This is a genomic window from Dyadobacter sp. BHUBP1, from assembly GCF_050587785.1.
Lineage (GTDB): Bacteria > Bacteroidota > Bacteroidia > Cytophagales > Spirosomataceae > Dyadobacter.
Genome location: NZ_JBOBIH010000001.1, coordinates 1,531,462 through 1,544,722, shown reverse-complemented (window position 1 = coordinate 1,544,722; position 13,261 = coordinate 1,531,462). Strand labels below are relative to the sequence as shown.

Below are 13,261 nucleotides of genomic sequence, written 5' to 3'. Positions count from 1 at the left end.
TTCGGCGTTTACGCGATTATAGCTAACTTAGCGGCCATCCTTTTTACCAATATACACAACAATTATCATGCAGATCAGCGATCTCAAAATCCTCTTTTTCGACATTGGCGGCGTCCTTTTAAGTAACGGGTGGGGCCATGAATCCCGTCTTCTGGCTGCAGAGAAATTCGGCCTCAATTATAAGGAAATGGATCAACTCCATAATTTCATTTTCAATGTCTACGAAATCGGGAGCGTGAACCTCGATCAGTACCTCGATACGGTAATCTTCAATCACCCGCGCGACTTCGTCCGGGAAGATTTCAAGGAATTCATGTACTCGCAGTCGGTTGAGTTGCCCGGCATGCTGGCCTGGCTCAAAGAGTGGAAAAAGGATTGCGGTTTCCGCATCATTTCCATTAATAACGAGGGTAAGGAGCTGAACGACTATCGCATTCAGAAGTTCAAACTACATACCTGCTTCGATGCATTCATTTCTTCCTGCGAAGTAAAAATGCGCAAACCCGATCCGCGGATATTCGAGCTGGCCATGGGCATCGCGCAGGCAACACCCAGCCAGTGCGTGTATTTCGACGATCGCATTATGTTTGCCAATATGGCCAAAACACTCGGACTGCGTGCGTACCAGCACACGAGCTTCGAATCGACGAAGGAAATCCTTGAAGAACTGAAAAAAGAACAGTTCGACCGCTTCGGTCCTCCGCGCTGATCAGAACGTACGATCGTCGGCAGAAGGCCCATAAATAGAAGGAACGGGAATTTCGTTCAACCGCATATATACGGTGAACTGGCCCCGGTGATGCACCCAGTGATTGATCGTCGAGCCGATGCCCTCGCGTTTGGGCTGGGTAAACAGTACCTGGCCCTGCCGTTTCAGATAGAACGGCGCATCGAGATCATCGTCGGTAATGCCCGCCAGCGATTTTTGAGCGCCTTTGAAAACTTCCTCATAATGGTCAAGCAATTCCTCGCTGGTAGAGAACTCGAAACGCTTGTAAGTCGCAAAGTCAACTTCGCCCTGCTCCACCATAAAAGTGATCCAAAGAGGGATTTCAGCTACCAAAAGAGCGAGGTAGCCCATCTCCATGGAGGTAGGATGCGGTTTATAGCCAAATAATGCCACCGGAAACCTTTCCAGGCATTTACGGGTCGAAGTATACTCCGCTTCCAGTTCTTTAATGTAGGCATCTACTAAGGTCCTGTTGCTCATGGTATTGTTCGTTTTTTTGTCTACAATTAAAAAAACAATGCCGTAACAATGCCTTACAAAACGCTAGCGGCCGTACGTTGGCATTCGTTGGGCCAGATACGGCGGATCAATAAATAAAACCTCCAGACCGGATGTATAAAAACCCAGATATTCGCGGGCTGTATATGCCAGTTCAGCCGACGGTAAAGCAGTCGGCTGAGCGGGTAACGTACCAGGAATTTCTTCCGGATAACGCCTTGCTGGGCTTTATTTATTGTTATTGGCAATTGCGCACCACTATTCCGTTGGATGAGCCATTTCTCTATCGCGTGGTCGCCGATGGCTGCATCGACATCTTCTTCGAGCTGCATAACCCCTCCGAAAATTTCGTGATGGGCTTCTGTAAAAAGTATACGGAGTTTCCGCTGGAAAACAGTTTCAATTACGTGGGTGTGCGATTTTTACCTACCATGTTTCCGCAGCTTTTCAAAGTCAATGCTTCGGAACTGAGCAATCGCTTTGAGAATCTGGATGTGGTAATACCCGGCACAGCACAATTCATTGCCTCGGCCTTCGAACCGGGACTGTCTCTCGCGGAAATCAAGCGCAGGCTGGACGACTATTTCCTGCATTGGGTAGCCGGTATTGATTTCAACCACGACACCCGTTTGTACGGTGCATTGACCCTAATTCTTCAAAATTTCGGTGTGCTGAACGTCGAAAAAGACCTCGACACTGGTCTTAGCTCCCGACAGCTCCGCCGGCTTTTCGAGTATTACATCGGCGACTCAGCCAAAACTTTCAGCCAGATCGTGCGTTTCCAGAAGATCCTCCGTGCCAAACCCTCACAGCAGAGCCTTCGCGAGAACAAGCTGTTTTATGACAACGGCTACTACGACCAGGCCCATTTCATCAAGGAATTCAAGAACCTCTATGGCGTGACGCCGGGAAAAGCTTTCGGGAGGTGATTTTGTCCGTTTTTTACAATCCTGCCCGGCTGGCCAAACCGAAATTTGCACCGTCAACAAAACGGACGGTATTATGAAACGGCTCATCCTACTACTGGCATTGGTCTGCATCTGCGCCAGTACATTCTCTCAAAACAATCCATCCACTCAAACTAAACCCCAAATGAAACTGAACGCAGGCATTGTCACCTCCAAACTCGCGGAAACCAAAGCATTTTACACGCAGATACTCGGCTTCGGCGTTACATTCGAAAATGAGTTTTACCTGCTGCTCCACACGCCGGGCGGCGCGTCGGAACTTAGCTTCCTGCTACCCGGGCATCCTTCACAACAACCCTTGTTTCACAAAGCATTCCAGGGACAAGGCATGTACCTGACCATCGAGGTAGACGACGTCGATGAACTTTACAAAGAACTTCAAAACAAGGGAATACCCATCAAAATTGATATCCGTGATGAGCCCTGGGGCGACAGGCATTTTGCGATCCAGGACCCGAACGGTATCGGGATCGATCTCGTGAAATATTCACCTTCGCAGGAGAAATAGCAGACCCGATACCATGCAGGTACCCTTCATGCATTTGCATGGTATTTTCTGTAAACCCCGGCGAAGCACTTTACCAGATTCCCTTTATTTGCTGAAAATTCGAACAAACATTCTCAAAAGGCAGTTTAGAAGAAAGAACTACGCAAATAATGAACGATCACATTACCAGAATTCAGCAGAACATCGAGCCCCTCCGGCAGCAGATTATCCAGCACAAAGTTTATTCGGTTATCAATGACATCGAGGACCTGAAAGTATTCATGAAATACCATGTTTACGCGGTCTGGGACTTTATGTCGCTGCTCAAATCACTTCAAAACAGCCTTACCTGCACGTCTGTACCCTGGTTTCCGACCGGTGACGGTGAAACGCGCAACCTCATCAACGAGATCGTGGCGGGCGAAGAGTCAGATGTGGATAGTGAAGGGAATTTCAAAAGCCATTTCGAACTGTACCTCGATGCCATGGCACAATGCGGCGCCGATACCACGGAAATTGGCCGGTTTATTTATTCGCTGCGGGAGACGCGTGATTTCGAAAAGGCATTCGACGCAGCCGGCACACCCGAAAAAGCCCGTGAATTTGTCCGCTTTACATTCGACACCATCGGCACCAGGAAAGACCATTTGCAAGCCGCCATTTTTACCTTCGGGCGCGAGGACCTCATTCCGGGCATGTTTATGTCGATCATCGAGGACATACACCGCAATTTCCCGGACAGTATTTCCATTTTTAAATACTACCTTGAACGCCACATCGAGGTCGACGGCGACCACCACAGCCACCTCGCGCTTCGCATGACCGCCAATCTCTGCGAACGGAACGAGGCATTCTGGCAGGAAGCCGAACAGGCCACCATCGCATCCCTCGAAAAGCGTATTGCATTGTGGAACGGCGCTTTCGAGGAGATTACTTTACAGGTAAGTGGGTCGTATTAATCAAGACTATAAATAAATGTCTATCAATAAAGAATCGGAACTGGCCGGCATGCAGGAAGCCAGCCGTGCAGTAGCTACTACTTTACGCGCGATGCGCGAGCATGCGAAGCCGGGTATGACGGCAAAGGAACTCGACGATTTCGGAGGCGAACTGCTCAATAGTCTCGGCGCGAAATCGGCACCGAAGCTCACGTATGGCTTCCCGGGCTGGACCTGCATTAGTGTCAACAATGAAGTCGCACACGGAGTACCTTCTGAAACAAAAATTTTGCAGGAGGGAGATCTGGTCAATATCGACGTTTCTGCCGAACTGAATGGATTCTGGTCCGATAACGGAGGCTCTTTCGTGCTGGGTGAAGATATTCACGGGCACAACAAACTGGTGAATGCGTCGAAACGGATCCTGGGCAAAGCACTTAGCCAGATCAAGGGCGGCGTAAGGATTGCCGACATTGGGCGGCTGATCGAGACGGAAGCCAAACGGTCAGGCTACAAAGTCATCAGAAACCTGGCCGGCCATGGCGTAGGGCGCAGTCTCCACGAGGAACCGCACGAAATTGCCAACTTCTACGATCGTTACAACACGACCCGCTTCCGCAAAAATAGCGTAGTCGCTATCGAAACGTTCATTTCAACCGCTTCCACAAACGCCGCTACTGAACGCGACGGCTGGACGCTCGTTGGCTCGCGCGGCGGATATGTAGCGCAGCACGAGCACACGATCATCGTTACGGACGGCAAACCCGTAATCCTCACGGCCATGAACGGCATTTTCGATGGATTATGACCAAAATCCCTGCACCTGGATCCCTAGCGGGGAATCATCCCGCTTTTTGAGCTCCTTCCGCAAACGGATGCAGGTGGGGATATGCCCCGAAATATAGACGTTCGAATTGGCCAGCTGCCTGTCGCTGGTCCATTTGAGCATCGAATGCAGCCCGCCGTCACCGTTTTTTTTCACCGGTTGGATATTCCAGTTGAAATACTCTTTGAATTCCTCGCGGTGATTTTCGTGGGCGATCGTAATGGCGCCGCTGATTTTACGTGTGCCGGCCAGCTGCTGCAAAGCCAGGTAATGCCCGATACTGCTCATGTCACCGAAAACGACCATTTCTCCTGCATACGTGGGCCTGTGCATGGTCGCGCCTACGCCCACGTACGTAATGCGGTCGCCTGTGCGTAGCGACCGTATCCATTGCGCGCCCGGGCCGTCCTGTTCGGCATTGATGTACAGGGTGCAGGTACGGATATCCTCATCCCAGCCGGCGGGGGTGTAATCGCGGTATATCCCCTCTCCGACCCGTACTTTAATATGCTGGACACGTTTCCAGCCACTCATATCCATTTCCGGGAAATGGACGTCCACTTCAAAAAAGGTAGCAGGTTCCCAGGCCCGTATCGCAAGTACGGTTCCAGTCTTTCCAAAGGCATTTTCAAGCAAGTGCAGCGCTTTCTGTTTGATGATGTTCATTTTTCGTGCAATTGGATTGGTGTTGTTTCATGGCTGACGGTCCAGCCGAAATTTTACTTTACAAAACAACACGCCCGCGCGACGAAATTAAAGGGCAAAAGAGGGGTAATGATTGGACAAATCGCGGTTTTATAACTTCCGAAGCTCCTCCCGAAACTGCCCGGCCGATTTACCTGCGACTTTCCGGAACAGCCTTGAAAAATAGGTATGATCTTCGTAGCCCAACCCAAATGCGATCTCTTTAATGCTCAAATCAGTATAATAAAGCAGCCTTTTAGCCTCCATTATCACTTCGTTTTGAATCCAGTGGCTTACCGGTTGCCCCGAAGTTTCTTTCACAACCTCATTCAGATAGGATGAGGTAATGCTAAGCATTCCCGCATATTCCGAGGGACTTTTCACAGTTTTAAAATGCTGTGATAAAAGTTTGCGAAACTGCGAAGTAATGGCGGACGGCCTTGTTTGCGCCGTCCGCTGCAAAATCTCCTTTTCAAAAAGTGAAGTAAAAATGCCCAGGCACGTTTTCAGCATCGATTGCATCACAGGATGTCCGTATTGCGAAGGCGCCTCGTAAAATTCCAACAGCAAGCGGAGGCTGCGCGTCAGTAGGTCCGCCTGCTCGGGATCGAGGCCGATTGGGAAGCCGTGTAAGGCATATTCGTCCACTACGGCGCGGTGGTGATCGTCGAGCAAGCTCATATCGACACCCAGGAACCAGCCATATGAGCCTTCCGTTTCCAGCGGGCAATGCACCTGGCCCGGCATGATGCAGAATACCCCGCTGCCCCTCAGCTCAACCTCCCGGAAATCGACCATCATCCTCGCATGGCCGTCTTCCTGGAAAAAGAAATTTCCGTGATCATCCCGGTGCGCATCCATATGCGGCGCATTCACCCGGTTCATCCGGTCGATGCGGTGCAGGGAAATGCCCAGGCCCGACTCATTGCTGAGATAATGCAGGGGAATACTCCTTCTGGGCATAAATAGTCGACAGTTTTACCGAGCGATCGAGCAAATCGGTCGCTTGCAGTATTTTATTTTTCAGGAAATACGGATAATCAGGATGTTCCTTTAAAAAAGTCTGCGCGATCTGCGCGGCTTCGGGCGACGAATGCCCGGCAAATGTGTTATGCAGCCAGCGCGTTGGAAAGAAAATATCACCGGTAAGCTGGATTTCCTGCAAAAGGTCGAGCGACGGGCGCAGGTATTTCAATGCACTTTGTGCCCGCAGCGGATGGTGCAGGTAGGCCAGCGCATCGAGTACCCAGGCCTCTTTTTCACGGTTTGCTTCCTGCTTTAATGTCTCAAAAAACGCGTCGCGCTCTGCTTCGCTGGCGCTCAGCGCGGGTATCACAAACTGCATTCTTGCCTTCCGGTCGGGATTCTTCGTCGCATTCAACTGGCTGTTCAGGATAGCTTTTCCATCCTCCTTTCCTTTCAATGCCAGCTCGTAAGCCAGGGAAATTTTATCCTCTTCCGAAAGTACGAGGCCCTTCACTTCCAGTTTGCCCGTCCAGAGTCCGTGCATTTTCTGCCAGCCGTCGTCTGTCAGGGCCAGCGACTTAAATGCCCGGAAATAGGAGGTTTGAATGCCTTTGTCACGGGTAGTGTTCAAAAGCTGCCAGATTTCAGTTTCAACGCGCGCCTGATAGGCCCCCCTTTGAGCTGCATTCAGGAACACCCACCAGTCGCTTTGCAGGTTACCCAGCAAATAATCCACCAGAAGCGGGTTTTGCTCTTTGGGTAATACATTCAAAATATCATTCACCAGCTTCTCCGGCCCGGGACCGTCGCCGCGCAGCAACCCTTCCCAGCAATTCACCAGCATAGCGCCCTTGAAAACCGGATCGGACACTTCCGCATTGCCGTAATGCGCAAAGAACCAGGCTTTGGAAATGGTATCCATTTTAAAATACCCATAACCCGTCCCGTCATTATTGGGAAAAACAAGCTGCCCGTTTTGCATTGTTTTCAAAACCAGCGGCTGTTCCCACACGCGCCCCGAAACCGAATCTGTCAACTGCACCAGTTTGCCTGCTTTGATATGGTACTCCGGCATTCCCGGCGTTTTCACCCACACATTGCTCCATGTAGTAATGTCTTCCGGCGAGCGTTTGTCGATAATACCGATCAGATCGTCCCAGCGGGCATTACCAAATGAGTAGGTTTTCAAATATTCGCGCAAGCTCTCTCGCATGAGTTCCTCCCCAATCTTTCTTTCCAACTGCCGCATCACAATGGGTGCTTTCATATAAATGATGGCCCCATAGAGCGTCCCGGCATTTTTGAGGTTACCCAACTCCTGCAAAATCGGGTTGGTACCCGCGGTCCGGTCTACTTCGTAAGCATTGGGATAATGCGCCAGCAAAAAGCGGAGTTCGTGATTGATCTCCGGAAAACTGGGATGGACGATCTTAGCGGCCATGAAGTTCGCGAACACCTCTTTCAGCCATACGTCGTTGAACCAGTCCATCGTCACCAGATCGCCGAACCACATATGCGCCGACTCGTGCGCAATCACGCTCGCACGGGCCATAAGACGGTTCACTGAGGCATTTTCATCCAGAAAAAGGGCCGGTTCATTGTAAAAAATAGTGCCCGGATGCTCCATTCCGCCATATTGGAACGATGGCAGCAGTACGAAATCGAATTTCCCGAATGGATAGTCAATATTTGTGTAATCTTCCAACCATGCCAGCGACTTCGCGTGGAGCTGAAAAACCTCGTCGCGGTTGCGGTTTACTTTCGTGGTGTCGGTCTCGCGGTAGTACATCGTCATTTCGCGGCCATCCATCGTGCGTGTTTCCTTGAAAAATTTGCCCGCAGCAAATGCAAAGAGGTATGAGCTCACCGGCTTCGTTGCTCCGAAATGGTACACACTTTTACCATTTTCGGCCGTTTTAGCATGCAGCTTGCCGTTTGAGACAGCCTCCCACCCTTCCGGTGTTTTTAAAGTGAGCAGATACGAGGCTTTCAGGTTCGGCTGATCGAACAGCGGAAAGCAAGTGGAAGCGCGGTCGGGGACGAATAGTGTGTACAGATAATCCTCGCTCCTATTCAGTGACTGATCCCCCGCGATAAAATCGATTCCAACTTCATTTTTGCCTTTATTCAAATACTTTGCATCAATAACAATATGCTCGTTTACAAACTGATAATCTACTTTTTCACCTCCCACGCGGACCTCTTGTAAATGGCTGGTATCCACATTGAAATCCAGCATCAGCGCCGAGTCGAGAGCATCCAGATGAAATATAACAGTCTCTTTCCCCATGATCTTCCCCGCCTTGCCCGCCGGAATGTCCAGCTCGATATCGTACCGAATGCTGTCGATATGCTGCTTGCGGTATTGGTTCAGGGCGAATGAAACACCTTTTTCGGGGGTAGAGCTTTGCTGGTGCGTGCAGGCGAAGACCACGGAAATTGTGGTCGCAAGGAAAATGAGAGGGCGTATGAAAGTCATGGGATTAAGGATACGCTCAAAAATAGCATATCCATTTTAATACTGGACAAAACTCGCTCCGTATTCTGTTACGAAACGTAACATTTTGTATATTGCTTCAAAAAATTCGCACACTATGAGGAAATGGAGATTCGCATCGCTTCGCAAAGTAATGCAGGTGCTCGCTGAGTTAGAAAAGCGGAAAAGGTAGAACAATGCATATGAAAACAATCACAGAATCAGCCCCTGATCAGCTCGATGAACTGCTGGAAGCGGCACGGAAAACTTTGGCGAAAGCGCAAAACTATCTTTCGAAAGACGGCAAAATTTACGAACTGCATGATTGGGTGACCGTCGCCGAATATTGCAGACGTTTTAACATTCCTAACACACAAACCGTAAGCAACTGGCTCAAACGGGGCATTATTCCCGCAGAGGATACAATTGTTATTGAAGAACTCAACAACACCCGTCTCATTAAAGCGATTCCATATCAGGAAGAGAAAGTTGCCCCAGGCAACTGATTACATTGCATTTTCAACAACTCAAACATGAACCACTTTTACAAGCTTTCCTTTTTCATCTTAGTTTTTTACATCAGCAATCTTAAAGCCCAATCCCTCGCCCCCCTCACCGTCGAGAAAATCATGCGGGATCCGAAAATGTGGATCGGGACTTCACCGAGTGATATTACCTGGGCGGATGACTCCAAAACGGTGTATTTCAATTGGAATCCTGACAAAAATCCTTCCGACTCACTCTATGCATATTCACTAGCAGGTAAGAAAATCAGCAAGGTAGCCCCTGCCGACCGCAGGCGTATGCCTGGCAAGAACGGTATCTATAACCGCGCCCGTACGATGCGGCTCTACGAGAAGAACGGCGACATTTACATGATCAATTACAAGGATTTCGCAATCCGCCAGCTCACCAATACGACCGAGCGTGAGTCTGATCCGGTTTTCAGCGGTGATGAATCGGCAGTCGTTTTCGAACGAGGTAACAACCTTTTCAGCATTGCATTGACTTCCGGGCTGATCAACCAGTTGACCGATTTTAAAACAGGCACCAAAAAAACTGACAGCAAGCCCGGTGAGCAGGAAAAGTTCCTGAAAGCCGATCAACTTGCGATGTTCGAGGTTTTGAAGGAAAGAAAGGCAAAAAAAGATGCGGGCAAAAAGGTTACCGAAGCAGACAAACCGGCCAGGCCGAAGGAAATTTACCTCGGCGACAAAAACGTGACGAATCAGCAAGCGAGCCCGGACGGCCGGTTCGTGACCTACGAGCTGGTACAAACCGATAAAAGCGCCAAATCGACTATTGTACCCAATTATGTGACCGAGAGCGGGTTCACGGAGGAGATTCCGGCGCGGACAAAGGTGGGAGCACCGGCTTCGGAAAGCGAGTTTTGGGTATATGACGTAAAGAAAGATACGGCCAGGAAGGTTTCGACGACGGATATCCCCGGCATCTACGACAAACCCGACTACCTCAAAGATTATCCCAAACTGGATACTACCTGGAAAAAAAAGGAGCGGAAAGTGATCTTCCATGGGCCATTCTGGTCGGATAACGGGCGCCATGCCGTGGTGGTAATCCGGTCGCTCGACAGCAAAGACCGCTGGATCATGTCGTTTGACCCGGCGACGCTTTCACTTAAACTCCTCGACCGCCAGCGCGACGAAGCGTGGATCGGCGGGCCGGGCGTGGGCGGCTACCCGCAAAGCGCGGGGGAAATAGGCTGGCTCGACGACCAGACGATCTACTTCCAGAGCGAAGCCACCGGCTACTCGCATTTGTACACATTCAATATCGTTTCCGGCAAGAAAACTGCATTAACCTCGGGCAAATTCGAGGTACAGAATGTGGTGCTTTCGAAAGACAAAAAGACTTTTTACCTCATCACCAACGAAGTGCACCCCGGCGAACAGCACGTTTACCGTATGCCCGTGACGGGAGGCGCTCGCATACGCCTCACACACGCGCCCGGCGCGCATGAAATGACGCTTTCACCTGACGAGAAGACCCTGGCGATCCGCTTTTCGAAAAGCACTGCTCCGTGGGAGCTGTATCTGCTGGATAATGCGACCGGGAAAAACGGGCAACCCGTTCAGATTACCCGCTCCGTCTCCACCGAATTCCTGTCCTATCCATGGCGCGAGGCCAAGGTCGTAACCATCAAAGCCGGTGACGGCCAGGATATTTATGCGCGTGTTTACGAACCGAAACAATCGAATGGGAAAGCCGTAATTTTCGTCCACGGAGCAGGCTACTTGCAGAATGCCCACAAATGGTGGAGCCAGTATTTCCGGGAATATATGTTTCACAACCTGCTCACCGACAAAGGTTACACCGTGCTCGACATGGATTACCGTGCGAGTTCAGGCTACGGTCGCGACTGGCGCACGGGCATTTACCGCTTCATGGGCGGTAAGGACCTCACCGACCACACCGATGGTGCAAAATGGCTCGTGAAGACCTACGGCGTCGATCCCAGGAAGATCGGCATTTACGGCGGCTCGTATGGCGGCTTTATTACTTTGATGGCACTTTTCACGACGCCCGATGTATTTACGGCGGGTGCCGCGTTGCGCCCCGTGACCGACTGGACTGCTTACAACCAGTCGTATACCGCCAATATCCTTAACGAACCGCAGGCCGACAGCCTGGCTTACCGTAAGAGCTCTCCCATTTACCACGCGGCCGGATTGAAAAACAACCTGCTGATCTGCCACGGAATGGTGGATGTGAATGTGCATTACCAGGATGTGGTGCGTCTCTCGCAACGGCTGATCGAGCTGGGCAAAAACAACTGGGAGCTCGCTTCCTATCCGATGGAAGACCATGGGTTTGTGGAAGCATCGTCCTGGACGGACGAGTACAAGCGCATTTTGAAACTGTTCGAAGAGAAGTTGTAGCCGACCGGTGAGTAAATTCTAAAATTTCCAACCCTTATATCCAGCATAAAAAACGAAAACAACATGAACCGAAATTTCTCGAAGCTGAAAAGCATCTTCCTCGGCCAGGCGCTCGCCATTGCATTTGCCGGTCTCACATACGCACAGGTAGGCGTGGGTGTGAAAGCTCCCAAAGGTGCAGAAGTGTACCTGGACGGCAGCCGCAAAATGCTGGATGAAAAATGGATTTACTGGGAAGGCCCGCGGTTTGCGGCCAAGCCGCCGATCAAATGGACGGTGGTGAACGACCCGGTCGATAAGGGCACGGTGATCAACTGTAACGATCCGGCGTCTGCGGGCGGGTTGTATGGTTCGGCGGATATTGTCACCAAAAAGCAATTCAAGGATTTCCGCGCACATGTAGAATTTCTGATCACAAAGCCCGGCGGGAACAGCGGTGTTTACCTTCAAAACCGGTATGAAATCCAGGTGCTCGACGGCGACACCACATCACACGGGATGGGCGCGGTGATCAACGAATCCAAATCGCCCTATTACGCATACAACGGTATTGGCAAGTGGAATTCGTATGATATTTTGTTCCGTGCGGCGCGCTTCAAAGACGGGAAACTGGTGGAGCAGCCGATGGTCACTGTCTATTTTAATGGCAAAAAAGTACATACTAATCAGAAAATCAGCCAGGTTTGGGGTGGTAAAAACTCGGGCATCGATGGCGGTAACGACGGAGGCAAAGGTATTACCGATACTCCCGGCGGTTTGAAACTGCAATCCGAAGGTCACGATGTGTATTACCGTAATATATGGATCAAAGAAGTGGAACTGGCAAAGCCGGATACCAATTTCTAACAGCATTGCAATCCCCTATGGATCACCGAGTAGTTTTTGATTTTGAAATTGAGTTTACCAACGGCGGAGGTATTCAGGGCCAGGATTTCCGGCTGGATATTGCCGGCGAAACAATCTCCGACGCCGCGCTGGCCGATTATATCATCAAAGACCTCCGTCTGCTGATGGTTGGGAAGGTCCGCATCATCAATAAGTTTTATATTCAGGAAAAACATAAACGGCGGCCTGTCAACGAACCGTCGTCGGAATTGCTCGTAGATCTGAGTCATACAATTTTTGATGGATTAGTTACGTATAAAGGCCTTCCGGCACCGGTAATCTGCGATTTTCTCAGTCGGAAAGATTCAATCGGTAAATATGAAGAAGGTACCGAATTCCAGATCGGTAAAATCGAAATGGTGAGCAACACAGGCACCTACATCGACTGCCCATTTCACCGTTACGCACATGGGAAAGACCTTTCGGAGGTCGAATTGGAGGCTTTTGCGAACCTGGATGCCGTTACTGTCTACGCAATCGGAGCGCTGGAAATCGGGATTGAATTTTTCCAAAACCTCGAAATCCGGAACAAGGCGGTCATTGTAAACACGGGCTGGTCGAAAAACTGGAATACTGAAGCCTATTTTGAAAACCACCCGTTCCTCACGCGCGAGGCGGCCGAATACCTGCGCGACTGCGGTGTAAAACTCGTAGGAATCGACAGCCACAACATCGACGACACCCGCGGCAACAGCCGGCCGGTACACACGATTTTGCTGGGTGCCGAAATCCTGATCGTTGAGCACCTCTGCAACCTGGATAAACTGCCGGCCTCAGGCTATTTGTTCAGTGCAGTACCACCGAAGTTTAAAGGCGTAGGTACATTCCCGGTGAGGGCATTTACCACATTACCAAAAGCATAGTTCTTACCAGCAGTTCCCAAAAAAACGGGATTGTCAATGT

13 protein-coding genes are annotated in these 13,261 nt (G+C 50.4%); 9 read left to right on the top strand and 4 right to left on the bottom strand.

Annotated elements, in window-relative coordinates:
• The first annotated feature begins 67 nt into the window (after nucleotides 1-67).
• A complete protein-coding gene (locus ACQ4MZ_RS06335; protein WP_223405286.1) occupies nucleotides 68-709 on the top strand; it encodes an HAD family hydrolase in 642 nt (213 codons plus the stop codon).
• Here the strand turns inward: ACQ4MZ_RS06335 and ACQ4MZ_RS06330 are convergent, their stop codons facing one another.
• Nucleotides 710-1,210 carry a DinB family protein gene (locus tag ACQ4MZ_RS06330; protein WP_430843733.1) on the bottom strand — a complete coding sequence of 167 codons (501 nt, stop codon included), beginning with the start codon at nucleotides 1,208-1,210 and terminating at the stop codon, nucleotides 710-712.
• Nucleotides 1,211-1,341: 131 nt separating this feature from the next.
• On the opposite strand from ACQ4MZ_RS06330, the gene ACQ4MZ_RS06325 reads away from it, so the two are divergent.
• From ACQ4MZ_RS06325 to map, 4 genes are all read left to right on the top strand, one after another.
• Nucleotides 1,342-2,157: an AraC family transcriptional regulator gene (locus ACQ4MZ_RS06325; protein WP_430843732.1), complete on the top strand. Its 816-nt coding sequence runs from the start codon at nucleotides 1,342-1,344 to the stop codon at nucleotides 2,155-2,157.
• Nucleotides 2,158-2,230: 73 nt separating this feature from the next.
• Nucleotides 2,231-2,704, top strand: a complete 474-nt coding sequence (locus ACQ4MZ_RS06320) for a VOC family protein (RefSeq protein ID WP_430843731.1) — start codon at nucleotides 2,231-2,233, stop codon at nucleotides 2,702-2,704.
• Between the two features lie 149 nt (nucleotides 2,705-2,853).
• Nucleotides 2,854-3,642, top strand: a complete 789-nt coding sequence (locus ACQ4MZ_RS06315) for a DUF3050 domain-containing protein (protein ID WP_430843730.1) — start codon at nucleotides 2,854-2,856, stop codon at nucleotides 3,640-3,642.
• A 16-nt stretch (nucleotides 3,643-3,658) separates the two neighbouring features.
• Nucleotides 3,659-4,429 (top strand): type I methionyl aminopeptidase, encoded by a 771-nt coding sequence (map, locus tag ACQ4MZ_RS06310; protein ID WP_430843729.1) that lies wholly within the window; start codon nucleotides 3,659-3,661, stop codon nucleotides 4,427-4,429.
• Here the strand turns inward: map and ACQ4MZ_RS06305 are convergent.
• The 3 genes from ACQ4MZ_RS06305 to ACQ4MZ_RS06295 all read right to left on the bottom strand — a co-directional run bounded on the left by ACQ4MZ_RS06305 (nucleotide 4,424) and on the right by ACQ4MZ_RS06295 (nucleotide 8,576).
• Nucleotides 4,424-5,113 carry a hypothetical protein gene (locus ACQ4MZ_RS06305; protein WP_430843728.1) on the bottom strand — a complete coding sequence of 230 codons (690 nt, stop codon included), beginning with the start codon at nucleotides 5,111-5,113 and terminating at the stop codon, nucleotides 4,424-4,426. The two genes, map and ACQ4MZ_RS06305, sit on opposite strands and share 6 nt — an antisense overlap.
• Before the next feature lie 129 nt (nucleotides 5,114-5,242).
• Entirely contained in the window at nucleotides 5,243-6,094 is an 852-nt protein-coding gene (locus ACQ4MZ_RS06300) for an AraC family transcriptional regulator (RefSeq protein ID WP_430843727.1), read from the bottom strand.
• Entirely contained in the window at nucleotides 6,054-8,576 is a 2,523-nt protein-coding gene (locus ACQ4MZ_RS06295) for a M1 family metallopeptidase (RefSeq protein WP_430843726.1), read from the bottom strand. The genes ACQ4MZ_RS06300 and ACQ4MZ_RS06295 overlap by 41 nt, the downstream gene beginning before the upstream one ends.
• A gap of 200 nt (nucleotides 8,577-8,776) precedes the next feature.
• Here ACQ4MZ_RS06295 and ACQ4MZ_RS06290 point away from each other — a divergent pair, with 200 nt between their 5' ends.
• The 4 genes from ACQ4MZ_RS06290 to ACQ4MZ_RS06275 all read left to right on the top strand — a co-directional run bounded on the left by ACQ4MZ_RS06290 (nucleotide 8,777) and on the right by ACQ4MZ_RS06275 (nucleotide 13,221).
• A complete protein-coding gene (locus ACQ4MZ_RS06290; protein WP_430843725.1) occupies nucleotides 8,777-9,079 on the top strand; it encodes a hypothetical protein in 303 nt (100 codons plus the stop codon).
• A 27-nt stretch (nucleotides 9,080-9,106) separates the two neighbouring features.
• Nucleotides 9,107-11,473: a prolyl oligopeptidase family serine peptidase gene (locus ACQ4MZ_RS06285; protein WP_430843724.1), complete on the top strand. Its 2,367-nt coding sequence runs from the start codon at nucleotides 9,107-9,109 to the stop codon at nucleotides 11,471-11,473.
• Between the two features lie 63 nt (nucleotides 11,474-11,536).
• Nucleotides 11,537-12,319, top strand: coding sequence for a 3-keto-disaccharide hydrolase (locus tag ACQ4MZ_RS06280; protein ID WP_430843723.1), 783 nt, complete (start codon nucleotides 11,537-11,539; stop codon nucleotides 12,317-12,319).
• 17 nt (nucleotides 12,320-12,336) lie between these two features.
• Nucleotides 12,337-13,221, top strand: a complete 885-nt coding sequence (locus ACQ4MZ_RS06275; RefSeq protein ID WP_430843722.1) for a cyclase family protein — start codon at nucleotides 12,337-12,339, stop codon at nucleotides 13,219-13,221.
• The last annotated feature ends 40 nt before the right edge of the window (nucleotides 13,222-13,261 follow it).